We start from the raw sequence: 24,714 nt of genomic DNA, 5'->3' as shown, positions 1-24,714 counted from the left end.
ATGGAAAATCCGTTGTTGGAACACCGGCTAAATATAAACCGCAGAAGGTTTCTATCACGAATAGGCATGGGCGTAGGGAGTGTAGCTTTAGGGTCTCTTTTGATGCCTGACTTGTTTAAAGGGGTAGGAGGCGATACCACTGGTTTGGCACCGGGTATTCCCGACTTTGCACCTAAAGCAAAACGTGTAATTTACCTGTTTCAAAATGGGGCCCCATCTCAGTTAGAATCATTTGACTACAAACCCAAACTCAGCGATTGGTTTGGTCAAGAGCTGCCCGATTCGGTGCGAGGCGGGCAACGTCTAACAGGCATGACCGCCAATCAATCTTCTTTTCCTTTGGTGGGATCTTTTGCTGAATTCAAGCAATACGGAGAATCCGGCGCTTGGGTGAGCGACCTTTTTCCTTATACTTCCAAGATTGTGGATGACCTTTGTTTTGTTCGTTCCATGCATACCGAGGCTATCAACCACGATCCGGCGTTGACGTTTTTCCAGACCGGAGCCCAACAGGGAAACCGTCCAAGCATGGGGGCTTGGCTTAGCTACGGCCTTGGCAGTGAAAATAAAAACCTACCCGCATTTACGGTGTTGCTTTCCAGGGGGATCGGTAACGGTCAAGGTGTATATTCAAAACTTTGGACAAACGGTTTTCTCGATTCGGTGCACCAAGGGGTACAGTTTAGCAGTGGAGAAGACCCCGTGCTGTACTTGAAGGATCCCAAAGGCATGAGTAGAGAGGAGCGCAGGGCCATGCTGGATAATTTGGCAGAAATGAATCACTTGGCCTATGATAAATTTGGAGATCCCGAAATTACTGCAAAGGTGAAGCAATATGAAATGGCCTATCGGATGCAGACTGCTGTTCCTGAGATCATGGATCTCTCCAAAGAGCCCGATAGCGTCATAAAGTTGTACGGGCCGGATTGTTTGGTACCGGGAACCTATGCAGCGAATTGTTTGATGGCCCGCAAGCTTTCTGAGAGTGGAGTGCGTTTTGTCCAGCTATACCACCAAGGCTGGGATCAGCACGACAATCTGCCCTATGAAATCCGCCATCAAGCCAAAGATACGGATCAAGCATCCGCAGCGCTGGTGACTGACCTGAAGCAGCGGGGATTGTTGGATGAGACCTTGGTGATCTGGGGAGGTGAGTTTGGCAGGACTAATTACAGTCAGGGTAAGTTGACTAAGGACAACTATGGAAGAGACCATCACCCCAGGTGCTTTACCATTTGGATGGCAGGAGGTGGTGTGAAGCCAGGCTTGGTTTATGGAGAGACAGACGAACTTGGCTACAACGTGGCAAAGGATCCGGTACATATCCACGATTTTCAGGCCACGGTGCTGCACCTCTTGGGATTGGATCACGAAAAGCTGATATTTAAACATCTTGGCAGAAGGTTCAGGCTGACAGACGTGCATGGGCACGTCGTTAAAGATTTGATTGCATAAATAATAAGCGCATACAGTGACCCAGAACCGAATTCTTTCCGAACATACCGTATCCATAGCAGGGGGGCTCCTTCTGGCTGGAAACGTCCTGCTAATTTTCTTCTTGTTTTTTGAATCCTACCTGCAGGTTCCTCTTTGGTTGAGTCCTTTAGGGAGGATGCATCCCTTATTGCTTCATTTTCCAATTGTGTTAGTATGTTTAGTGCTTGTTTTGGAATTGCTTGTTTCCAAGAAAGCTTTTTCTAGGAATCCGGGATTGGTTGAGGTTTCTCACCTGCTACTTCTGGTAACGGCGTTTAGTGCAGTTATTGCAGCATTAATGGGGTTGTTCTTATCGTTGGAGGAGGGTTATGAGGGCGAGTTGGTGGTGCAGCACAAGTGGAGCGGATCCCTTTTGGCTATCCTGCTGTCTGTTTTGTATGTTGTTCGACGACAGGCCTGGTTTAGTCCCAAGTTTGCTAAAATCACCGCATCGTTTTCTGTGGTTTTGTTGGTTCTTGCCTCCCATTGGGGTGCCACTTTGACTCATGGCGAAAATTTTCTTTTTGCTCCGATCGCCGAAGCAAAGCAAGAAAAGGTTTCGTTGGAAGAAGCGGTGGTTTTTGACCACATGGTGATGCCGATATTGGAAAGAAAGTGCAACTCCTGCCACAATGCCAGGAAGTCCAAAGGAGAATTGGTCATGAGTACCAGAGAGGGACTTCTAAAAGGCGGAAAATCGGGGCCCCTGCTTACTGCGGGAGGTGCTGCGGGAAGTTTGCTCTTAGACCGTATACACCTCCCCTTGGACGATGAAGAACACATGCCGCCATCTGGCAAAACCCAGCTAACCGAAGAGGAAATCCGGCTATTGGAGTTATGGATCGAACAGGATGCCGCTTTTGACACTCAGGTGGCCGCTTTGGATCCAAAAAATGAGCTGTTTCAGCTGGCGAGTCTACGATTTGCCGAGCGTGCAGATGCCGATAGCTATGATTTTTCTCCAGCGTCCAATGCAACCATTGAAAAGCTCAATCACGCGTTTCGATCGGTGATGAAGTTGGCACGGGATTCACCGGCGCTAGATGCCAGGGTGTTTTCGCGAGCGGAGTACTCAAGTGAGGTGCTGCGGGAACTTTTGGAGGTGAAGACCCAACTGGTGTCCCTAAACCTAAGCGAAATGCCCGTTAGCGATGCGGATCTGGGCATCGTTGCACAATTTGAAAACCTAAACAGGCTAAACCTGAATTTCACCGACATCACCGGTGCCGGATTGGATCGGCTGGCAGAAATGCCCCATCTTCAGCACCTATCTGTATCAGGTACTTGGGTGGATGAAATCGGCGTGCGTACGCTTCTGCAAAAACAGCTGGGTCTAAAGACCCTTTACCTCTGGGATACCGGTCTTACGGACACCGAACTGGAACAGTTGGAGCGGGATTTTCCGAATGTAAGGCTGCTGAGTGGCAAGGAAATAAAGGAGATGGATATTCTACAGCTCAACTTACCCGGTCTAGCCTCTTCGCCAATTTTTGCCGATTCGATGTATTTGCATTTAGGCCATCCTATTCGGGATGTAACTATTCGGTATACCCTTGATGGGTCTGAGCCGGATAGCGTTTCCTCGCCTGTCTACAAAGAAGGGGAAATTCTACTGACTGAAGCCAAGGTGGTAAAAGCCAAAGCGTACAAGGAGGGGTGGTTTGGCAGTGAACTGGCAACTATACAGGTCTACCAAAACCGCTTTAATCCAGACACCGTGTACCTCTTGTCACGTCTTAACCGCGTGCATCCAGCCAATGGGGCTTTGACTTTTTTTGACGGGGAAATGGGAACATTTAATGCCAATAGTCCCGCATGGGCAAATAATTGGGCTGGATTCCTGAACAATGACATGGAGCTATTATTGGAATACCGCAAACCTGTTCCTGTGAGCCAGGTTGCTATGCGCGTTCTGGTGGAACCGGAAACGGTCATTTTTCCGCCGGCATCCTTGGAAGTTTGGGCCGGAAATGAACCCGATCGGTTGCAGTTGCTGGGTAGGATACAACCAAAGCAGCCTTCTGCCCTCGGAAAGCCCTACATACAAGATGTTTCCATCGCCGTTCCAACTTTTATTGGTCGTTATTTCAAAATAGTCGCTAAACCTGTAGGTAAGATACCCGAATGGAGTCCCCGAAAGGGACGGTCTGCGCTCTTGTTGGTAGACGAAATGTTCGTCAATTGAGCGGCATGCCAGGTTCGTCCCTGTGTTGCGTGTTTTAGGTTCCTAAATTTGCCGGGGTAAGGCTGCTATAATTGAGTGCAATACGAAAGGTTAATCTCCAGCAGTATTCCTTGTTGTAATCCCTGGTTGAAAAGCTGGATTCAATGCCTTTTTTATGCCTGTCTTCCAGAATTGCGGAAGAAATACAGGGCTAGAGTCAAGCCAATGACGATTATTGGTCCTAGCACAATAAAACCTACCATCCGGCAAATCAATGAAATTAGGAAAAAATAAGTGGGTACCCCTAAAAAACCAATTAGGAATTTTACTGTTCCATAAAATACCGGATCATGGATGCCGGGTTTTACCCATTTCCAGATAAAGAATAACGGGAAATAAAGGAACTGAATAAGCCGATGCCTGTCCTTGTGCATTTGGCCCGAGAGCGATTTTCGCTGCCGAAAGGCTTCCGGGTCACTTAGGTCCATCTGGGCTTTCAGGTGCTTTTCAAGGGAGGTTTCATACGCCTTAGTCGGGAGCTGTATCGTCAACTCCCGCAATGAGGATGCGACCATTTCTTTTAATGTATGGGGATCGAACTTGGATTCCGATACATCGATTGGTTCGCCGATAAGTAGATTTACCTTGCACCACGGTAATTGATGGGCCCCGTAGTTGATGCCTATCGGCAATATATAGAGCGGAAGCTGGGGATAGCGATCGAGTGTACTAAATGCGATTCGGGTAAATCCTTTGCTTAGTGGTCTCAAGTGTCGCTTTAAGCTGTGGTTTCCTTCTGGAAATAGAACAATTGTTTTTCTGCGGGCCAGTAAATTTTGGCATTGTTGAAAGATTTCTTCATTGCGGGAGAGACTGCTGATTCCGTCCCGCATTCGAAAAACAGGCATTATCTGAAGTTGTTGTAGTAGAGTGGCAATCCAAGGCTTTTTAAAGGCGCTAGCTCTCGCAAGAAAAAAGGGTTTTAAGCCCAATTCGGTTGCTATCAGCAACGCATCCAACAGCGCATTTTGGTGGTTGGCCACAACAATCAAAGGTGTATTGTTAGGGATAAGCGAACGGTTTTTTACCCGTATTTGTCCGAAATAAAAGTGTAGACTCACCCTTACCCAAATCCTCAAAAGCTCATTAAGGAGGTGTTGCATTTGACAATTCTTTGTTTTTTAAAGCCAGAATAGGTGCTTATGGAATCTTTCACGAAGTCAAGTCAGGCATCTCTAGGGGTTGGAAGGGATTTTATGCCTGTTTGAATCTACTCATTTTGGATTTCCACAAGGTTGCTATCGAAAGTCCGGAAACAATATGCCAGATACCCCACCATCCGGCAATAATGGCCATTCCACCTAGCCCGTCAAAGTAAGTAAATATCAATACCAGCGCAAGCCCTGAGTTTTGGATGCCGGTTTCGATGGTAAGTGTTTTGGTATCTTCCAGGCTTAGGCCAAATGCCTTTCCCAGTGAAAACCCAGTAAGTAGTGCTGCGGCATTATGGGCAAAGACCCAGCTGAATATCAGGAAGATAAATTTGATAAACAAATCGTAGTTGCTATAGAAGGCGATCAGTACAATCCCACCAAATATGGCAATACTAAGTGGTTTTAAAACTTGGCTGGTTTTTTGCGCAAACAACGGCAAACGATGTTTCACATACATGCCCATGGCTAGTGGTACTCCCAAGATCAGTGCAACGGTCTGAAATACATCCCCGTAATCCAAGCTGATTTCCGCTAAAAGTGGTGCCGCGGGGGCATATAGACTTGCCCAAAGGGCAAAATTAAAGGGAGTGAGTACAATAGAAACGGCTGTTGAGAATGCAGTTAGACTTACAGAAAGAGCAGTATTCCCTTTTGCGTAGTTGGTCAGAAAATTGGAAATGTTGCCGCCCGGACAGGCAGCTACCAAAAACATGCCCAACGCCACGCTGGGAATCGGCTTAATCCACGAAACGAGTAGAAAGGTGAGAAAGGGAAGTATTAAAAATTGCGACAAAATCCCTAAGAAAAAGGGTTTAGGCGCTTTTGCGAGGTATAGAAAGTCGGTTTTTCGAATGTCTAGCGCTACGCCAAACATGATAATTGCAAGCGAGACATTCATAAAAAAAAGTGAGTCTCCACTAAAATTCAGTACACTTTGATCCAGTTCTTCCAGCATAGGGCATCATTTAGTCCCAAAAATATGGAATAAAAGCATGCGGTAAAATTTCCGTACTATTATTAAAATTGATAAATTTGGCCATTGAAAATTTCGAAACGGCAAAATTTCAGTTCGTTTTTAATAATTATGGTTGGAATTTTGACGTCACGCTGTTTATTAGCCAGTTACTTTTAAACACCTTACGCATCAAGTATAAATCAAAGTAAAGAACAACTAACATTATGGGAAAAATTAAAGTAGGTATTAACGGATTCGGAAGAATTGGACGCCTTGTGTTCCGTGCAGCGCAAGAACGAGAAGATGTACAGATTGTAGGCATCAATGACCTAATCGATGTAGACTACATGGCATACATGCTCAAATACGACTCTACTCATGGACAATTCAAAGGAGATGTATCGGTAAAAGATGGTCAGCTGATCGTTAACGGCAACGCCATCCGCGTGACTTCGGAAAAAAATCCTGCCAACCTGAATTGGGGAGCGATCGGAGCGGATTACATCGTAGAGTCAACCGGGTTGTTTTTGACCAAGGAGACCGCCAAAGGACATATTGATGCCGGTGCGAAGAAGGTGATCATGTCCGCCCCCTCCAAGGACGACACGCCAATGTTTGTTATGGGTGTAAATGAAGACAAATATACATCTGACATGACTTTTGTATCCAATGCTTCCTGTACCACTAACTGTCTGGCGCCTATTGCCAAGGTAGTGAATGATAACTGGGGATTGGAAGAAGGCCTCATGACCACCGTACACGCCACCACTGCTACACAGAAGACTGTGGATGGCCCCTCCGCAAAAGACTGGAGAGGTGGACGAGGTGCAGGCCAAAATATCATTCCCTCTTCGACCGGGGCAGCCAAAGCAGTTGGTAAGGTAATCCCCGAGCTGAACGGTAAGCTTACAGGCATGTCGTTTAGGGTGCCTACCCCTAACGTTTCGGTGGTAGATTTGACGGTAAGACTGGCGAAGCCAGCTACCTACGAGGAAATTTGTGCTAAGATGAAGGAAGCTTCGGAAGGAGACTTGAAGGGTATTTTGGGATATACGGAAGACGCCGTCGTTTCGAACGACTTCATCGGAGATTCCCGTACTTCTATCTTCGATGCAGGTGCAGGTATCCAATTGAGCCCTACCTTTGTGAAACTTGTTTCATGGTATGACAACGAATGGGGATATTCCAACAAAGTGGTAGACTTGCTTCAATATATCGCCAGCAAATAAGAACTGGCTTAGCATACGAAAGGAAACCGGGCGATTCGCCCGGTTTCCTTTTTTTAGGTTTTTTGAGCTTGCGCGATCATTTCCCGAATGTGGGATTTACTATCGAACATATCTTGATGGATGGCACGAATCACATGCTTTTCGTCGATTAGGTAAGTAATGCGCTTGGGTACATGCACCAACGGGATCAAGGCGTCGTAGTCCCTACATACTTTACCCCTCGAATCACCCAGCAGTTCAAAAGGAAGATTATATTCTTTTTTAAACTTGTGATGGGTTGCTATACTGTCCTTGCTGATGCCCACAATGGAGATGTCCAAGTCCCGAAACGATTCAAACTCGTCACGGAATTCACAGGCCTGCGTCGTGCAACCTCCGGTGAAATCTTTGGGGTAGAAATAGATGATTCCTCCCTTTCCTTTCCAATCTTCCGACAATTTAAAAAGCTTTCCGGATGTAGACGGTAATACAAAATCCGGTGCTTTGGTTCCAATCTTTAGCGCCATGTTTTTATTTTTGTAAACAACCTTCCAAATCAAAGGTTTACAAAATGCCTCCAAAAAGCCATTGTGCATCATGATCCCTTCATTTTCACCAAAACGTCCGAGATATTGAGCTCAAAAAGCGTTCAGCACATGCTATTGGCGGGTATGTTTTTTGCTTTCATGAATGTGACGGTAAAATTTCTTCCGCACATACCAGCCATAGAAATCATCCTTTTTAGATCGGTTTTTAGCTTTGCATTTACCTACTTGGTTCTAAAGAGTAAGCGCATCCCACTTTTCGGAAATAACCGAAAACTATTGATCATTCGCGGTGTGGTAGGTTCCGTAGGGTTAATCACCTTTTTCTATACCTTGCAGAACATCCCCCTGGCAAGTGCGGTAACCATTCAGTATATGGCTCCGATATTCACCTCGGTATTAGGGATTTTTATTGTTAAAGAGCGGGTCAAGCCCATTCAGTTTGTATACTTTGCCGTAGCATTTGCCGGGGTGTTGGTTATCGAAGGCTTTGACCCTCGTATCGATCCCATTTTTCTCGTAATAGGGATTACTTCAGCCTTATTTTCTGGGTTGGCCTATAATGTAATCCGAAAGCTGAAGAATACGGAACACCCATTGGTGATCGTTTTTTATTTTCCCTTGGTAACGACTCCCGTAGCCGCATTGATATCTTATTTTGGATGGGTGCAGCCTATGGGGTGGGATTGGGGGTTACTTTTGGGCATTGGAGTTTTTACCCAGTTTGCCCAGTACTTCATGACCATGGCCTACCAAAATGCCAACCTATCTAAAGTGGCCAGCCTCACGTATGTAGGCATCGTCTACGCCTTGGTTTTTGGATTTGTGTTTTTTGACGAGACATACAATCTAATCACCTATACCGGTATGCTGCTGGTATTGAGCGGTGTGATTCTTAATGTTCGTTTTTCCGGAAAATAGGGGATCGGAATTAGCGACGTTAATTAAGGGTTTTGTGGACAAATCAATTAAATTTGACTGTGTGTTTGATATTCATGTTCTGTTTGCACTGAAATACGTAAAACGTAATCGCAATTCAAAGGAGCGAAACGGGTGATGTGGAAAGCGATGCCTGCCTTCGCTACGGAGTTGGGCTGACCACTAAAAAAACGACTATTAAACATCCGACCTGCCTGCCGTAAGGCAGCGATTCTCCTGATTCCGATCGGGACAGGTAGCCGGATAAACAGGGACAGGTTTTGACCATTAAGAATCAATTATAAACAGATGAAAATTACCCGGGATCTTTATCAGGGCTCATTGACCCTACTTACCGATTTTTATCAGTTTACCATGGCGTATGCCTATTGGAAGTCAGGTAAGGCAGAGCAGGAGGTGGTTTTTTCACTTTTTTTCCGAAGAAATCCCTTTCAAAGCGGATTTACGGTTGCCGCAGGGCTAGATTATGTCATCGACTATTGTCGTAATTTTTCCTTCCAAGAAAACGACCTCCGCTATTTGGAGGAGGTTAAAAATTCCGACGGCACCCGGACTTTTGAATCGGAATTTATAGCTTATCTGCGGGATATGAAATTCTCATGTGACATCGATGCCGTAGAAGAAGGAGAGGTGGTATTTCCAAATATGCCGCTGTTGAGAGTAAAGGGATCTTTGATTCAATGTCAACTTTTGGAAACTCCGGTGTTAAACATGCTAAATTTTCAAACGCTGATCGCAACCAAAGCGGCCAGGATTGTATTGGCCGCTAAGGGAGATCCAGTGTTGGAATTTGGCCTGCGCCGTGCACAGGGGATAGACGGGGCACTTGCTGCAAGTCGTGCAGCCTATATCGGCGGCTGTTCGTCCACTTCCAATGTGATGGCTGGAAAGTTATTTGGTATTCCCGTTTCCGGAACTCACGCCCACAGTTGGATCATGTCGTTTGACACGGAAATGGCGGCATTTGAAGCCTATGCCGAAGCATTTCCTGATAATACGGTGCTGCTTGTGGATACGTACGATACGCTCAATGGCGTAAAAAATGCCATTGAAATAGCCAAGCAATTGAAGGCCAAAGGTAAGTCGCTAAAAGGAATTCGCATAGATTCGGGAGATCTAGCGTATTTTAGTAACCGGGCTAGGGAAATCTTGGACCGTGCGGGTTTTCCGGAAGTGAAGATCGTTGCAAGTAATGATTTGGACGAACATATCATCACCTCGTTAAAGCTTCAAGAGGCTTCTATCGATGTATGGGGAGTAGGAACCAAACTGGTAACTGCCTACGATCAGCCGGCATTGGGAGCTGTTTACAAAATGTCTGCCATGAAGGATACTTCCGGTGAGTGGCAACCAAAGATTAAGCTTTCCCAACAATCCATAAAGATCAACGTGCCTGGATTCCACAATGTAAAGCGATACCTCGTTAAGGGAAAGGCGATAGGGGATATGATTTACTTGGAAGGAATGAGGCCAAAGGATACAGTAACCATCATAGATCCGATCGATCCAACTCGCCGCAAACGAATCCAACCCGCTCAAGCCGAGGAGAAAGTCTTGTTGGTGCCGATATTCAGGCAGGGCGAGAAGGTGTATCACCGACCAGATATTCATCAGATCCGCCAAAGTACACTCGATCGACTGGCCCAATTTGACAAAACCCACAAACGACTCACCAATCCCCATATTTACCCTGTTGGGTTGGAGGAGTCGCTATACGAACTAAGGACCAATCTGGTGCTCAAAACCAAGCCATCAGAGATTACAGAATAGGCATGAAGGCTTTACTAATCGTGGACGTTCAATACGACTTCCTCCCCGGAGGGGCATTAGCCGTACGTGATGGAGATCAGGTGATCCCTATAATCAATGCGCTACAGCCCAAGTTTGATTTAATCGTGGCTACTCAGGACTGGCATCCGGCAGATCATGGCAGCTTTGCCGTCAATCACCCTGGCACCCGGCCCGGGGAAATAATCAAACTGTCAGGTGCGGATCAGGTGCTATGGCCAGCACATTGTGTACAAGGTTCGGAGGGGGCTGACTTTCATCAGGATTTGGATCGTTCACGCTGGAAACGTGTTTTTCAAAAAGGAACGAATAGGCTGGTTGACTCTTACAGCGGGTTTTACGATAACAATCGGATGGGGGATACTGGTCTGTCAGATTTTTTGAAAAAGGAACGGGTGACCCAAGTGTTTGTAGCGGGGCTGGCTACAGATTACTGCGTAAAGTTTACCGTGCTCGATTCATTGTCAGAAGGATTCGATACTTTCCTGATCGAAGACGCCACCAAAGGTGTGAACTTATCCGAGCAGGATAGCAATAATGCTATCACCGAAATGAAGATGGCCGGCGCCAAAATAATCCAGTCCCGGTTAGTCGGCTAAGAGAAACGTGGGTTCTTTGTATGTGAGCATCGTTGGCAGACCAAAGGGGTGATCATCGTCCGATTCATTTACCTTTTCTAAACGCATGATCTCGAGGCTACCGCAAAGAAATGTCAAGTGGCCCTCCTCGTCTATGGCATAAGTATGAGCGGATTTTAACAAGGTAAGAAAGATGTCCTCACCATCTCCATCGCACCAAGCCTTGGTCATTCCCAAAAACCCCATGATATCGATCACGTTACCGTGTAGGGAAGTGAAAATACTGAAGTTGTTGCAGCCAGTAAATCCGATGATTTGTTCATTGATGATATCGAAATACAGCCGGGGCTTCTTTCCGGGAAAAAGTACTTCGAAGGGCTGAAATTTATCGTAGATGGAATGTACTTCCCATAATCCTTCGAGTTCGGAACCTGTAGTAACATGTGGGAGGAGAGGGGCCTCGTCCTCATCCAAGGGATAAGGCTCGGATTGGGCAATGGCAATTGAAGCAAGCAGCCAAGGCAAAGCTGATAGTATGATGACGAGCTTTTTCATGGTTATTGGGTTCTTGTGGTTGAAATATAATAATTAAATACATTAAAGAAAATTTATAGCAAGAAATTTGCCAGAAGTGAATAATGAAAATACAATACCTCGCTTTGTAGTAGTTATGGCTTTTTTTGTCAACTGACTTACGTGGTTTTGGGAATGGAAAAAATGGTTCCATTTGCGGAGTTATTCCAGTAGATTCTCTTATAAAGCACTTCATAGTGCTAATAATGCCAGGTCTGAATTTAATTGCTGCATTGATTTTTCTATCTTTAGGGTATTAAACCGGAAGGGTCTGTCCTTTTATTTCTTCTTGCTTGTATGCGTTTTGGAAGAAAGGGGGCGGATTCGCTATAAAGAGTTCTTCTTAATAACCTTTAGAACGATAATAAATGAATGCACAGACACGGATTGCCCACCTGAAAGAATCTATTTTGAGCAGTGACCATTTTTCCTGGGAAGCTTGGTTGAAGGAGACATTGTCATGCTTTGACTGCACCACGGGAACCATTCATATCCTTGAATCCGGTACCGATTTATTAATGCTTGAGGCACAGGTTGGGGTACCCGATTTTTTACTTCCTAAGATGTCGGTAGTACCGGTAGGAAAAGGAATGGCCGGCATCGCTGCCGAAAGAAAACAAGCTGTCCAAGTATGTAATTTACAGACGGATGAGTCCGGTGTGGTCAGGCCTGGTGCAAAGGATACCAAGGTGGAGGGAGCAATCACCGTTCCTCTTTTGTTGGAAGGTAAATTGTATGGAACATTGGGAATTGCCAAAAAGATGCCCTATGAGTTTACAGAGAAGGAAGTTGCCGATCTGTTGTCTATTACCGGTGTCATGGCCGGGAAGGTCAGATAGATAGGGCAACAGGGTTGTACGTATCTTTTCTAGCCTTTTTTTAGATCGCTATGTGATGGCCTCTTGGCTATTGCTTGGTTAATTAGGTATTTTTTTACCTCGGAGCCAAAACAGGGAACTAGTTTATAGCTTCATTGAGTCAAAATGAACGATTGAAATTAAAAGGTTTTGAAATATTTTATTTTATTTTTTATATTTATGACAAACACGCCAACATTTTCATGTCTAGGATTCATAGAGGGCTCACCGTTACAGTTAAGATTGCGGAAGAACAGATTGACGCTGCTTCGCTGCTACTCGAACAACTCAACCGTGAACTGAGGGAAAGCAAGTCAATTTATCAAAAGGAAATTCCATCGGTTTTGTTTTTGAGTTGGCTGGTGCTGCCGACCCAGGTTTATGCTGGTGAGGAAAGGCTACCCGCAAGAATTCTACTGATGACTAGTTACGTCGGAAACCACAAAAACCATCTTCGGGAGTTAGCTAGGTGCTTTTCTACGAAGATGCAGCAGGTGTTTTCATTGAGCGATGAATTCCCTGCCGATGCCAATGTCGATTTGGTGGCTTTTTTACGTAAAAAGTCAATCCCCAATACCTTCTATGCCGGATTTAAATTTGTCGCGACCCAGGATATAGATCAGGAAGCCCAACTGAAGGAGGAGGTGTTTAACCACCTGACTAATCGTTCTAGAGCGGTAGATTTGGCCTCAAGGAGCCCATCAGAGATGAAGCAGCTGATTGAAGATTTTGTCAAGGACCATCCAAAGCTTCAGTGGGCCCGCCAAGGAATACCAGGCGTACGCTGGGATAGGATCCGTATGTTATTTCCCTTGGGTTTGTTTGTCCTACTGATGTCATCATCCTTGATTTCTCTGATACTTCGGTTTTTCATGGATGGAATGGTCTTGGATATTTTGGTTTGGTTCTTCCCGGTATTTGTAGCAGCCATGTTGATCTTGTTCCTTTTGCTACGTCTTAACGAACTTAACCCCCATATACCCGGAACGGCGGCATCAGACGAGCGGGTTCGGGACATCGTGACCCGAGAAACCAATCCGGTGATTAATGAAATGACCGTAATTGCTCCGTTAAAAAAGGGATGGATTCGGCGGGTTTTCTTAGCGGTTTCATTACGGCTTGTATTCTTGATCCGTTATTTTTCATACATCCCCACGGTACATACAGCTAGGTGGCTGCAGACTGACAATGGAAAGCGTCTCGTCTTCATTGCGACTTTTGACAATATTTCAGAGGCTTATGCCCATGATTTTGTAGACAGCGAACGCAGGACAATGAATATGGCGGTTATTTTCAGTCATGCATTTGGTTTTCCTGCCACTCGTTGGCTGGTACACAAGCAGTACAACCATCGCAGTGAATACATGAAGGGTGTTAGGGCACATCAGCAAATTACTCAATGTTGGTATGCCTATAATGAGGGGCTGAGCGTAGAAAATCTAAAAAATAACCGGGCATTTCGCGAGGGATTGTTCAAGGAAATGAAAGACGATGAAATACGGGAGTGGTTACTTAGGATATAGCAGATGGAACTCGAACTAACGGATATGCAAGGCCTCGCCATCCGGGGCCATGGGCACCTGCCGCATGCGCAGTATTTGCTAATGCGGTTTTCATCCCTTCAGGAGACGAAGGCTTATTTTATGCAGTTAGTGAAAATGGTGACCCACGCAGGAGATAAGCGGCCTGAGTTTGCGTGTCAGGTAGCCTTGACCTATTCCGGACTGGCGTTTTTGGGGGTTCCTGATCAAACATTAGCGAGCTTCAGTAGGGAATTTCGGGAGGGTATGACCGAACCGCATAGGCAGTTTATCTTGGGAGATACGGGGGAACATGCGCCGGATTTCTGGGACTGGGGCCGAGATTCTTCTGATGTACACATGCTGGTGATGCTCTTTGCTTCCAGTGCAATGGCACTGGATCAGTTGGTGGAGTCCGAATTGAATAGGGCCTCGCTGTTCAGGGTGATGTTGCATTCCTCACTCCCTACCGGGATGCTGCACGATCAAAAGGAGCATTTCGGTTTTCGAGACGATATCTCCAGACCGATAATTGCGGAATTGGTGAAAGATAAGGACCTCGGAAACGCCCCAAAGTATCCTATTGGGGAATTTATCATGGGGTATAAGAACCTTTACGACGAATACGCCCCTTCTCCGGTTGTACCTAGCCATACACCGGGATCTCAAGGGCTTTCACCACATCCCGATTATCCCGGCTTCATGGATTTGGGACGGAACGGTACCTATTTGGTCTTCCGGCAAATGCAGCAGGACGTGGTGAGGTTTTGGGATTACGTCAAGTCCCAGGCGGAATCTTCTGACAAAGCCATCGCTTTGGCTGCTAAAATGGTAGGTCGGTGGCCCGATGGTTCCCCTTTGGTGCGATGCCCCGTGGCACCTGACCCTTCCTTGTCTGATGAGAATGACTTCGGCTATTGGGATGAAGATCGGTCCGGGCTGAAATGTCCATTAGGTTCACACATCCGACGCACCAATCCACGCGATCATCTAGTTACCGAAACCAGCCAAAAGGATTCGACAGAAATGGTGGCCAAACACCTAATGTTGCGAAAAGGACGCCCCTACGGGGATCCTCTGGTAGCTACCATGCAGGTGTCCGACTTCATGAAGGCAACCGATGATGGAAAGAAGCGAGGCCTTCATTTTATCTGTATGGTAACAGATATCCGAAGGCAATTTGAATTTGTACAAAACAACTGGGTGAATTTCCATAAGTTCGGTGGTTCCGAACAGGATGCGGATCCCATAATCGGTAACCATTATCATCAGGATCAGGTCGTTACCGATCGGTTTAGCATCCCTACTTATCCGGTAAGGAGGCGATTGGAAAATATACCCAACTTTGTAAAAATACGAGGCGGTGCTTATTTTTTCTTTCCTGGACTTAAAGCCCTTAAATTTATCTCGAATTTCGATGGAATCTGAACTCACCCCCCAACAGCAAAAGGACCTGACTTCAATCATCAAGACCATGAAGGCCTTTTTGAAAATGGAATACGCAGGTGTGCCCAGAAAGCGAAATTTTCACCCCAAAATGCACGGATGTATCCGGGGTACGCTTTCCGTTTTTTCAGATCTGCCCGAATCGTTGAAGGTAGGACTCTTTAAGCAGCCGGCTACCTACGATGTGTGGGTGCGCTTGTCCAATGCGCCGCCAAAGGTCGGTGCTGATACGGGGCGTTCGGGTAGAGGATTAGCGATCAAAGTGCTTCATGTTACGGGTGAACTATTGGAAGAACAAGATCCATTGGGTATTCCAACGCAGAATTTTCTGCTGACTACAAGTCCTATCCTCTCGGCCTCCTCCATCCGTTTATACCGGAAGGCTATGGGAGCGGTGTTGGGAGGGGTGTTTCCCAGGATCTTGTTCGCATTGAATCCAATGCATTGGCGCAGCTTGTTTCTGACGCTGAAATATTCCGCTAAGCACGATAACCTTTTGGCAGAGAATTATTTTTCAGGGGCGGCGTTTCGCATGGGGCCTGAGCATTATGCCAAGTTTGTACTCAAATCCGATCAGCCGGAAATGGCCTATTCACTTACCAAGACCCGGTCATCCGGTTTTTTACGGGAGCAATTAAAGATGGATCTGAAGGATAAAGATTACACGTTTACGCTGCATGTGCAACTGCATCAGAACGACCGCCAACATCCTCTAAACGATACCTCAAGGGTTTGGAAGGGTCCGTTGATACCGGTGGCGAAACTCTCCCTGCCGAAACAGGTGTTCGATACACCGGAAAGGCGGGCCTTTGGTGAGTCGTTGGAGTTTTCCCCCTGGATGGGATTGGTAGACCACGAGCCGGTGGGCGAGATAAACCTGGCCCGACGCGCCGTGTACCGCGAATTGGCTGCGTTTAGGAAGGAGGTATAGCATCCGTGCGTGGCGCGAGGATGTCTTCCATAAAGGGGTTTAGGAATGTCCGCCCGCCAAATTTTTGCTGGTATTTTTTCCAGAGGTGGAATTTCGGAAAGGCTTTTTCCACCATCTCCGGCGTCCAGGGTAATACCGAAAGGCCCCAGTGCGGAATGGCTCCAAATTCGATCAGGGCACTTTCCAGTTTTCGTAGCAACGTGTAACTACCCGTCACCCCACGTACGCTGACCAGTTCGATCATGCAGATGTCGCCCGTATTCATCATGGATAGGTGAGCGGGACAATGCTTTACATAGCGAAGGGAAAAAGGGGCGGCCAGGTAATGCCGGTAGGGGATAGCCTCTTCGCAGGTGCGGAGAATGAGATCCACCGCATCCACTACCCGGTCCAATGGCACGCCGTATTCGGTGGCAAATCCGTAGAATTTCAGCTCTCCAAGCCCCTGATCCAGCACTTTTCTGGCCGTATCCTCAAAACCACTTCCCCGTTCGGCATAGTCTTCGATACGATGCAGGGAATTATTGATCATGCCCGGGATGGCGTCTGGGTTGCGGTTAAATACCCAAGGGGAGAGCTTGCCGGAAATATTGATGCCGGAGATAAAACTGGATAGGTAGTTTCGTTCCTTTCGGGCATTGGGGTGCTTGTCTGTGCTATGGCTATAGTCCCGCGTAGTCACTAAACATTTTCTCGTTGTGTCTGTAGTGGCTTTACGATCTATGTACGGGTTGATCAAGACCTCAAAGTGGCGGTGAGCATTCAGGTAGGCGTAGAGATCGGGCGAGGTCGTCATTTCTGCTTTCACGTCATCCCAGTTTCTTACCCTTCGCTCTTCAAAGAGCCCGTAGATGGGTTGTACTTCCAGTATCATCGAAACCACGATGCCCATACAACCCACACCAACCAAGACTGCATGAAAGGTCTCATCATCCTGTATCAGCTCAATGGTTCTGTCTGATCCGGGTATTTTCCCGTCGTAAAGTACTGGATCTGTGACTCCCTCGGATGCTTCTACCCGGTACGCCTTTCCGCCAGTTCCCACCAAGGTGAGGGATCGCACCATAGAGGGAATCGGGCCCAAGCCTATTCCTGAACCATGGGTGGAAGTAGAAAGTGCTCCTGTAATGGACTGAATGCTGGACCCTCCCTGATTCATCAGATACCAGCCGTATTTTTCCAGTACCTCGATCAAGTGCCGTATTTTTGTTCCGCCACTGGTTTCGAACAGGTAATGGGTTTCTTTTGCCGTCTGATTGCCAAAATTTACCTCAACTTCAAAACCATCCCTATAGGCTGCTTTGATAAATTCCTTGGCAGGCCTGTTGGTCACATTTAGGTATTGGGTACAAACTAAGTAGTCGTCGGACTGGGCAATAGGCGTCAGGGCGTGACCCGAACCCAATGCGCGTATTTGGCGGCCGCTTTCCTCTGCCTGCAGCACTTCTCCGATTACCTCCAGTACCGCATCGTAATCATATACAAGGTGGCTGTCGCATTTGGGGTCAAATTCCGGAAAGGTTCCACTGCCAGGAATAAAAAACTTCAATGGCTCGGAGCAATGGTTTTCATACCAATTGGCCCATTTTTGGCGAAAAGTAGATTCTTTGTAAAATACTTTGTCGTGGGAAAGCTCCACGTCCAAGGTCAGGTTTACACATTCATGCAGTGGTGTGTTTTTGTTGAGTTTTTTTTCTATTAAGCGCCGGACAAAACGTGGTCTGGTTAGGGCGTTGATCCGGTTGATCCACCAGGTTCTATTGCTGCGGGTACAGTGGTTGGTCAGTGCGTCGTCCAGCCGGTCCACCTGACCGGGGATTTTTTCGCTATTAAAAATCAGCGTAAAAAGCAGCTTGGCTACTTCCCATCCTACATGAACTGATTTTTTCTTTTTTTCGGCTCGTGTGCTAGATCCCGACATTTAAAATATTCGTTTTTATTGAGGTTTGTTTACCGATCAATATACTGTTTTTTATTTTTAGTTCATATGATTGTGCTTGTTTTTTACCGGTTGGATACGTTGTGGTTGACTTCGTCTTCCCATCCTAATCAGGGCAGGTAGTAGCTACTAGCCTGCCTTTTGCCAGATAGCCTTTCGGTTTTGGAATATTGGCAGAATTGTACGTATTTGAATTCGTAAAAGGGGAATAGTTTTAAGGAGCCATTATGGAAGCAACGTTTGCCAAGAAAGGTTTTTTGGTGGTCATTGGGTGCTTTGACACCAAAGGAGAAATCTATGGAGAGCTGTACCGGTCCTTAAAGGCCGGTGGTGCGTCGATTCAAATGGTCAATGTGGGCATTTCCGCTAGTACGGGGACCTTTCCCGTGGATGTGGAATCCGAGGAGATTGCCGGGCTCGCCGGCTATACCCTGTCAGCGCTGAAATCCCGAAAGGATCGCAGCTTTGCGCTGGAGCAGCTGGCTGCTGGGTGTCAAATCTGGCTAAAAGGGTTATTGGATCGAGGCCTACTTAGGGGTGTGATCGGCATGGGAGGGGGAGGAGGCACCTTTTTGTTTTTAAGAGCCATTCAGGTATTGCCCCTGGGCCTACCAAAAATCTGTATATCTACCCTGGCTACCAAAGATGTGTCCCATTCGGTGGGGGTGAAAGATGTGGTGTTGATTCCATCGGTAGTGGATGTGGCCGGCATCAACCGGATCATCCTTCCCATCATCCACCAAGCAGCGGCTGCACTGTTGGCGATGGTGGAGGTGGCTTGGGATCGGGTCGCCTACATCAAACCCCTCGTGGCGATCAGCATGTTTGGAAACACCACGGACTGTGTAAATGCCTGTACGCGGCTGTTGGAAGCGAGAGGCTTTGAGGTGATGGCATTCCACGCCAATGGGGTGGGAGGAAGAAACATGGAGGCGCTGATACGGGAAGGGGTATTTGATGCGGTGATGGATCTGACCACCACCGAACTTGCCGACGAGTTTTGCGGTGGCATCCTAAGTGCCGGTCCGGACCGAATGAAAGCCGCCGTACAGCTGGGGCTCCCTATGGTGGTGGCGCCAGGCTGTCTGGATATGGTGAATTTTGGCAGGCCAGAAACGGTACCCTCCCAGTTTCAGGGGCGTCTTTTTTACCATTGGGCGCCGGATGTGACGCTCATGCGGACTAACAAGGCCGAAAATCAGCGATTGGGAAGGCATATCGCCGAAACGATAAATCCGTTAGCCGAGAAGGTTGCGGTTGTGTGGCCCCGGGGAGGCTTCTCCCAAGTGGGATCCCCCGGCGGGTTGTTTTTTGATAGCGAGGCAGACCAATCCTGCCTGGAGGGACTGATGGCAGCACTTGATCCCGGCATTTCTGTTACCCAAGTACCGGCTTCAATCAACGATTCCGCTTTTGCCCAGGTAGCGGTAGACCGGCTGATGGAGCTGTTGAATCGGCACCGGTCTATAGGCTAGGTGGTAACGGCAAATACTTGTTTTGCTGTTAGCCGGTAGTAGACACACCCGTAGGGATGTACTCGCTGGTCCCCCTATGTTATATATCTCAAAAATACCTTTCCGCCCTCGAAAAGCGTATCCAACCTTCCCAAAATACCCCTTCGGTCCTAAAAAATACCCCGAACAGGGTATTTTTTGCATGGGAATTATGCCCTATCTTTATCGGTAGTCGTTTGCAGCAGATCCTTCGCCTTTTGTCGAGGTACATGGAGGAGATAGCATTTACCTGGTAAGCGGCGAAGAGCTAGGCACAACCGAGTAGCGCCAATAAATACGTTACTACCAATGCTAAAAAGAAGACGACACAGCAAGAAGATGACTAAAAATAAACTCGACATACAGACCATATCAACAAAGGGGACAGGCAAGCAAGCTGACAGTGTTTTGCTATTAAGACAGGTGACAATAGAAAATGAAAAAGCCCACTCTTCGCATTTTTTAAAATTTCTTTTAGCCAGCCGCACAAACGGCACATTTGGTTTTTCCCGACACACAAGCCGAGCCTTCGCAAAACCAAAAGAGCCATTTTTGCCAACGCACTTATGACGACACCACAACTATAAATCTTAAATTAGCAGACATTAACAATTTTAAATATTGACACCTGAAAATGGCGAAACAGAAGAAGGAAGTAAAAGAAAAACCTATAGAAGTAACCCTTTGGGATGCTGCCAATAAATTAAGAGGAAGCGTTGAGCCAGCCGAATACAAACACGTTGTATTAGGACTGATTTTCTTAAAGTTTGCCAGCGACAAGTTTGAAGAACATAGAACCAAACTCATTTCTGAAGGCAAAGAAAAGTATATTGAAATGCCTGAGTTCTATAACATGAACAATGTATTTTTTTTGGAAGAAACCAGCCGTTGGAGTTTTTTGATTAAAAGAGCCAAGCAGAACGACATTGCCTTGCTCATTGACACTGCCCTGCATACCATTGAGAAAAATAATAAAGCACTGAAAGGTGCTTTGCCAGACAATTACTTTTCACGCTTAGGATTGGATGTGACCAAACTGGCTTCTTTGCTAGATACCATCAACGACATTGACACCACCAAAGACCCCAAACAAGATCTGGTGGGTAAAGTCTATGAATATTTCCTTTCCAAGTTTGCATTGGCAGAAGGAAAAGGAAAAGGAGAATTTTTCACGCCCAAAAGCATTGTCAACCTGATTGCCGAAATGATTGAACCCTACAAGGGCATTATTTATGACCCTGCCTGTGGTTCGGGGGGTATGTTTGTGCAGAGTATCAAGTTTATCGAGGCACACTACGGCAACAAAAGGGAAATTTCCATCTACGGACAGGAATACACCAACACCACCTACAAACTGGCAAAGATGAACTTGGCCATACGGGGCATTAGCGGAAACTTAGGCGAAAAAGCAGCCGACACTTTTCTAGACGACCAACACAAAGACCTGAAAGCCGACTTTATTATGGCAAACCCGCCTTTTAACCAAAAGGACTGGCGGGCTGAAAATGAATTGACAGACGACCCACGCTGGAGAGGTTATGATGTGCCACCCAAAAGCAACGCCAACTATGGTTGGATTTTGACTATGGTGAGCAAACTTTCTGAAAATGGTGTGGCTGGTTTTATCTTGGCGAATGGTGCCTTAAGTGGCGGAGGTGAAGAATACAAAATACGCAGAAAGCTGATTGAGAATCATTTGGTAGAGGCCATTTTGGTGTTGCCACGCAACTTGTTTTATACCACCGACATCAGCGTTACGCTTTGGATTGTTAACAAAAATAAGAAAGCACAGAGCAAACAAGTGGGTGAAGAAATCCGCAATTATCGCGACAGAGAAAGAGAAATTCTGTTTATGGACTTGCGACAAATGGGAGAACCCTTTGAAAAAAAATACACGCAGTTTTCGGATGAAGATATTAAGCGAGTAGTTGAAACGTATCACACTTGGCAAACGGGTGCAATGGTTAATGATAAATTGTTAATGGTTAATGAAGGCGAAAACATTAATCATTCATCATTAACAATTAACCATTACAAAGACATTCCTGAGTTCTGTTACTCGGCTTCGTTTGATGAAGTAGCCAAAAAAGATTTCTCCTTGGTGCCGAGCAAATACATTGAATTTGTAAACCGTGACGAGAATATTGACTTTGATGAGAAAATGAATGCCTTGAAAAGTGAGTTTGCTGAGTTATTGAAAGCGGAAGAACAAAGTAGACAAGAGCTGTTAGAGGTATTTAAAAATCTTGGTTATAAAATTGAACAATGATGTCAGAAAAACAACTACATCTTTTTGACCTTGGTGATGAATTTTCTATTTATTCAATATTGACAACCAATGTGTTGCCAAATGAAAATTTTGAAATAGAATACAAATTGGCTTCAAACGGATTTCCTAGGGAATTCTGGAAATCTTATTCTGCTTTTGCAAATACAGTAACTGGAATTATTGTTTTAGGAGTAAAGGAAAAAAGAGATGAGTTTGTTATTGAGGGTTTATCAGATGATCAAATCTCTACCTATCAAAAACAGTTTTGGGATGAGTGCAATAATCCAAATACTGTAAATAGAAATTTATTATCCAATACCGATATCAGAGTAATCGAGGTTAAGGATAAAAAGCTATTAACTTTTAGAATACCATTTGCATCGAGAACAGAAAGGCCTGTTTATCTTACAAGAAATCCATTTGGTAATACATACAAAAGAAATCATGAAGGTGATTATCGGTGTACGGATGATGAAATTAAGCGCATGCTTGCGGATTCAAGCGCTGAATTGAAAAGAGATAGTGTTATCCTTGAAAATTTCACAGTAAAAGATTTTGATCCAACTACAGTAAGGCAATTCAGACAATTGTTTGTTTCATCAAAACCGGATCATCCTTGGCATGCACTTGATGATTTGGAATTGTTTAAAAAAATTGGTGCTTATCGTATAGATAGGAAATCAAAACAAGAAGGGATTACGCTTGCTGGGTTGATCATGTTTGGAAGATCCGAAAGTATCCAAGATCAAGAGCAATTACCTGACTTTTTCCCTGATTTTAGAGAAAGACTTTCTACTGATCCTAAAATCCGTTGGACAGATAGAATTTGTCCTGATGGCACATGGGAAAATAATTTGCTTCAATTTTACCTGAAAGTCTGGCCAAAACTTTCATCTACATTACCCAAACCTTTCCTATTGGAAAATGATCAACGGGTAGATGAAACACCAACACATGTTGCCTTGCGTGAAGCATTTGTAAATGCCTTGGTACATACTGATTATTCTCTCAGCGGGAATATTGTGATTGAGTTGGATACAGAAAAATTTGTGTTTTCAAATCCGGGAACGTTACTTCTTTCCATTCATCAATATTATGCAGGAGGTATTAGTGAATGCCGCAATCCTTCTTTGCAACAAATGTTTATGTTGATTGGACGTGCAGAAAAAGCAGGAAGTGGTGTAGATAAAATCATGACAGGCTGGCAAGAGTCTCATTGGCGAAGGCCTTTTCTAGAAATTGAAAGTCAGCCAGACAGAGTGAAACTCACCTTGCCCATGTTTAGCGTGATACCTGAAGTGGTATTAGATGAGTTAAATGCTATTTATGATGACGTGAGTAACCTAACTCCTGATGAACTTACTGCACTTTCGTTTTGCCAAATAGAAGGTTCAATCTCTAATCAGCGCTTGCAGTATGTGTTGAACATGCATAGTGCTGACATCACTGCGCTACTTCAAAGGCTTTGTGCCAATCATTATCTGGAATCAGATAAAAATGGCAGGTGGACTACTTACAAGTTGAAGCAAAAGGTTGACACCTCTAGTAAAAAGGTTGCAAGTCCGAGCCAAAAGGTTGACACCTCCAAAAGGGTTGAAATCTCTTTTAAAAACACTGATAATCAGTCAGAAACAAGCCAAAAGGTTGACACCTCGAAACCAAAGGTTGACACCTCGAAACCAAAGGTTAACACCTCGAAACCAAAGGTTGACACCTCGAAACAAAAGGTTGCAACCCGAACAAAATTAAATAAAGCGCAACTCGAAGATGAAGTAATGAAGATTTGCCAAAATGAATATATTAAGATGGATGAGGTCGCTACCATTCTAGGAAAGTCCGTAGATTACCTGAAAAACAAGATTTTCCCCATTATGATAAAGGAGGGTAAACTCAAAAAAAGATTTCCTTATACCCATAATCACCCCGAACAAGGCTATAAAACAGCAGAGGAATATGCAAAAGAATTATAAACCACTTGGTAAATACATACAGCCTGCAGATGAGCGTAATGCTGCATTAGAGGATTTGCCATTAGTTGGTATAAGCATATCAAAACAGTTTATCAAATCAGTAGCCAATATTATTGGAACGGACTTATCTAACTATAAATTGATTAAAAAGAATCAGTTTGCTTGCAGTTTGATGCAGGTTAGCCGAGATGGAAAAATACCAATTGGAATGTTTTCAGAAGACAAGGCTATTATGTCCCCAGCCTATCCAGTTTTTGAAGTAAAAGATGAAGCTGTTCTGATTCCTGAATATTTGAAAATGTGGTTTGAGCGATCAGAGTTTGACAGGCAAGCTTCTTATTATGCTGTAGGAGGGGTTAGAGGTAATTTACCTTGGGAAGATTTTTTGGAATTAAAACTCCCTATCCCCCACATAGACAAACAACGAGAAATCGTAAAAGAATACAACACCATCCAAGACCGTATCACTCTAAACCAACAACTCATCCAAAAATTGGAAGAAACCGCACAGGCGATTTATCGGGAGTGGTTTGTGGAGTTTGAATTTCCTGATGAAAATGGAAAGCCTTATAAAAGTAGTGGTGGGGAAATGGTTTGGAATGAGGAATTGGGAAAAGAGATTCCGAAGGGGTGGGAAGTAAAACCTTTTACACAAGTTGTAAAATTTGGAGGAGGTGGCACACCGAGTACTGAAAAAAACGAATATTGGAATGGCGATGTTCCATTTTATACACCAGGTGATTTAACGCATAATTACTATAGCATTTCGACTCAAAAAACCATTTCTACTCTTGTGTAAATTCCGGTGATCTTGACCACCAATCCGGTGATCTTGACCACCCTCTTCTT

Annotated in this window: 20 protein-coding genes; 15 read left to right on the top strand and 5 right to left on the bottom strand. The window is 45.3% G+C overall.

What is annotated here, in order from left to right; genetic code table 11:
* Together IAQ59_RS07265 and IAQ59_RS07260 are read left to right on the top strand one after the other, a co-directional pair.
* Entirely contained in the window at positions 1-1,455 is a 1,455-nt protein-coding gene (locus IAQ59_RS07265) for a DUF1501 domain-containing protein (protein WP_209330137.1), read from the top strand.
* Positions 1,456-1,471: 16 nt separating this feature from the next.
* On the top strand, positions 1,472-3,661 hold the full coding sequence (locus tag IAQ59_RS07260) for a c-type cytochrome domain-containing protein (RefSeq protein WP_209330136.1): 2,190 nt from the start codon (positions 1,472-1,474) through the stop codon (positions 3,659-3,661).
* A 152-nt stretch (positions 3,662-3,813) separates the two neighbouring features.
* Here IAQ59_RS07260 and IAQ59_RS07255 read toward each other — a convergent pair whose 3' ends face one another.
* On the bottom strand, positions 3,814-4,803 hold the full coding sequence (locus IAQ59_RS07255) for a 1-acyl-sn-glycerol-3-phosphate acyltransferase (RefSeq protein ID WP_209330135.1): 990 nt from the start codon (positions 4,801-4,803) through the stop codon (positions 3,814-3,816).
* Between the two features lie 91 nt (positions 4,804-4,894).
* Entirely contained in the window at positions 4,895-5,809 is a 915-nt protein-coding gene (locus IAQ59_RS07250; RefSeq protein WP_209330134.1) for a bile acid:sodium symporter family protein, read from the bottom strand.
* Between the two features lie 224 nt (positions 5,810-6,033).
* Here IAQ59_RS07250 and gap point away from each other — a divergent pair, with 224 nt between their 5' ends.
* The gene (gene gap / locus IAQ59_RS07245; RefSeq protein ID WP_209330133.1) at positions 6,034-7,038 is read left to right on the top strand and encodes a type I glyceraldehyde-3-phosphate dehydrogenase; all 1,005 of its coding nucleotides are present in this window, start codon (positions 6,034-6,036) and stop codon (positions 7,036-7,038) included.
* A 53-nt stretch (positions 7,039-7,091) separates the two neighbouring features.
* On the opposite strand, the gene IAQ59_RS07240 is transcribed toward gap, so the two are convergent.
* Positions 7,092-7,544: a peroxiredoxin gene (locus tag IAQ59_RS07240; protein WP_209330132.1), complete on the bottom strand. Its 453-nt coding sequence runs from the start codon at positions 7,542-7,544 to the stop codon at positions 7,092-7,094.
* Between the two features lie 129 nt (positions 7,545-7,673).
* Between IAQ59_RS07240 and IAQ59_RS07235 the strand changes: the two genes are divergently transcribed.
* From IAQ59_RS07235 to pncA, 3 genes are all read left to right on the top strand, one after another.
* Positions 7,674-8,483 carry a DMT family transporter gene (locus tag IAQ59_RS07235; RefSeq protein ID WP_209330359.1) on the top strand — a complete coding sequence of 270 codons (810 nt, stop codon included), beginning with the start codon at positions 7,674-7,676 and terminating at the stop codon, positions 8,481-8,483.
* Positions 8,484-8,789: 306 nt separating this feature from the next.
* Positions 8,790-10,271, top strand: a complete 1,482-nt coding sequence (locus IAQ59_RS07230; RefSeq protein ID WP_209330131.1) for a nicotinate phosphoribosyltransferase — start codon at positions 8,790-8,792, stop codon at positions 10,269-10,271.
* 2 nt (positions 10,272-10,273) lie between these two features.
* The gene (gene pncA / locus IAQ59_RS07225; protein WP_209330130.1) at positions 10,274-10,888 is read left to right on the top strand and encodes a bifunctional nicotinamidase/pyrazinamidase; all 615 of its coding nucleotides are present in this window, start codon (positions 10,274-10,276) and stop codon (positions 10,886-10,888) included.
* Here the strand turns inward: pncA and IAQ59_RS07220 are convergent.
* On the bottom strand, positions 10,877-11,422 hold the full coding sequence (locus IAQ59_RS07220) for an META domain-containing protein (protein WP_209330129.1): 546 nt from the start codon (positions 11,420-11,422) through the stop codon (positions 10,877-10,879). The two genes, pncA and IAQ59_RS07220, sit on opposite strands and share 12 nt — an antisense overlap.
* 386 nt (positions 11,423-11,808) lie before the next feature.
* Between IAQ59_RS07220 and IAQ59_RS07215 the strand changes: the two genes are divergently transcribed.
* The 4 genes from IAQ59_RS07215 (at position 11,809) to IAQ59_RS07200 (ending at position 16,194) form a co-directional block, all read left to right on the top strand.
* Positions 11,809-12,279 carry a GAF domain-containing protein gene (locus tag IAQ59_RS07215; protein WP_209330128.1) on the top strand — a complete coding sequence of 157 codons (471 nt, stop codon included), beginning with the start codon at positions 11,809-11,811 and terminating at the stop codon, positions 12,277-12,279.
* A 221-nt stretch (positions 12,280-12,500) separates the two neighbouring features.
* On the top strand, positions 12,501-13,820 hold the full coding sequence (locus IAQ59_RS07210) for a peroxidase (RefSeq protein ID WP_245189486.1): 1,320 nt from the start codon (positions 12,501-12,503) through the stop codon (positions 13,818-13,820).
* A gap of 3 nt (positions 13,821-13,823) precedes the next feature.
* A complete protein-coding gene (locus tag IAQ59_RS07205) occupies positions 13,824-15,245 on the top strand; it encodes a Dyp-type peroxidase (RefSeq protein WP_209330127.1) in 1,422 nt (473 codons plus the stop codon).
* A complete protein-coding gene (locus tag IAQ59_RS07200; protein WP_209330126.1) occupies positions 15,235-16,194 on the top strand; it encodes a catalase family protein in 960 nt (319 codons plus the stop codon). The genes IAQ59_RS07205 and IAQ59_RS07200 overlap by 11 nt, the downstream gene beginning before the upstream one ends.
* Here IAQ59_RS07200 and IAQ59_RS07195 read toward each other — a convergent pair.
* Positions 16,178-18,115, bottom strand: coding sequence for a D-arabinono-1,4-lactone oxidase (locus IAQ59_RS07195; RefSeq protein ID WP_209330125.1), 1,938 nt, complete (start codon positions 18,113-18,115; stop codon positions 16,178-16,180). The two genes, IAQ59_RS07200 and IAQ59_RS07195, sit on opposite strands and share 17 nt — an antisense overlap.
* A 245-nt stretch (positions 18,116-18,360) precedes the next feature.
* On the opposite strand from IAQ59_RS07195, the gene IAQ59_RS07190 reads away from it, so the two are divergent.
* The 5 genes from IAQ59_RS07190 to IAQ59_RS07170 all read left to right on the top strand — a co-directional run bounded on the left by IAQ59_RS07190 (position 18,361) and on the right by IAQ59_RS07170 (position 24,664).
* Positions 18,361-19,608, top strand: coding sequence for a Tm-1-like ATP-binding domain-containing protein (locus IAQ59_RS07190; protein WP_209330124.1), 1,248 nt, complete (start codon positions 18,361-18,363; stop codon positions 19,606-19,608).
* A 327-nt stretch (positions 19,609-19,935) separates the two neighbouring features.
* Positions 19,936-20,196: a hypothetical protein gene (locus IAQ59_RS07185; RefSeq protein ID WP_209330123.1), complete on the top strand. Its 261-nt coding sequence runs from the start codon at positions 19,936-19,938 to the stop codon at positions 20,194-20,196.
* 64 nt (positions 20,197-20,260) lie between these two features.
* Complete coding sequence (locus IAQ59_RS07180) at positions 20,261-21,895, top strand: type I restriction-modification system subunit M (RefSeq protein ID WP_209330122.1); 1,635 nt, start codon at positions 20,261-20,263, stop codon at positions 21,893-21,895.
* Complete coding sequence (locus tag IAQ59_RS07175) at positions 21,892-23,865, top strand: RNA-binding domain-containing protein (RefSeq protein ID WP_209330121.1); 1,974 nt, start codon at positions 21,892-21,894, stop codon at positions 23,863-23,865. Before IAQ59_RS07180 ends, IAQ59_RS07175 begins: the two co-directional genes overlap by 4 nt.
* On the top strand, positions 23,849-24,664 hold the full coding sequence (locus tag IAQ59_RS07170) for a restriction endonuclease subunit S (RefSeq protein ID WP_209330120.1): 816 nt from the start codon (positions 23,849-23,851) through the stop codon (positions 24,662-24,664). Before IAQ59_RS07175 ends, IAQ59_RS07170 begins: the two co-directional genes overlap by 17 nt.
* Positions 24,665-24,714: the final 50 nt, after the last annotated feature.

Origin of the sequence: Lunatimonas salinarum, assembly GCF_017811155.1 — a bacterium.
Taxonomy (GTDB): domain Bacteria; phylum Bacteroidota; class Bacteroidia; order Cytophagales; family Cyclobacteriaceae; genus Lunatimonas; species Lunatimonas salinarum.
Note: the sequence above shows the minus strand (reverse complement) of the source record. Positions and strands in the feature narration are given on the sequence as shown.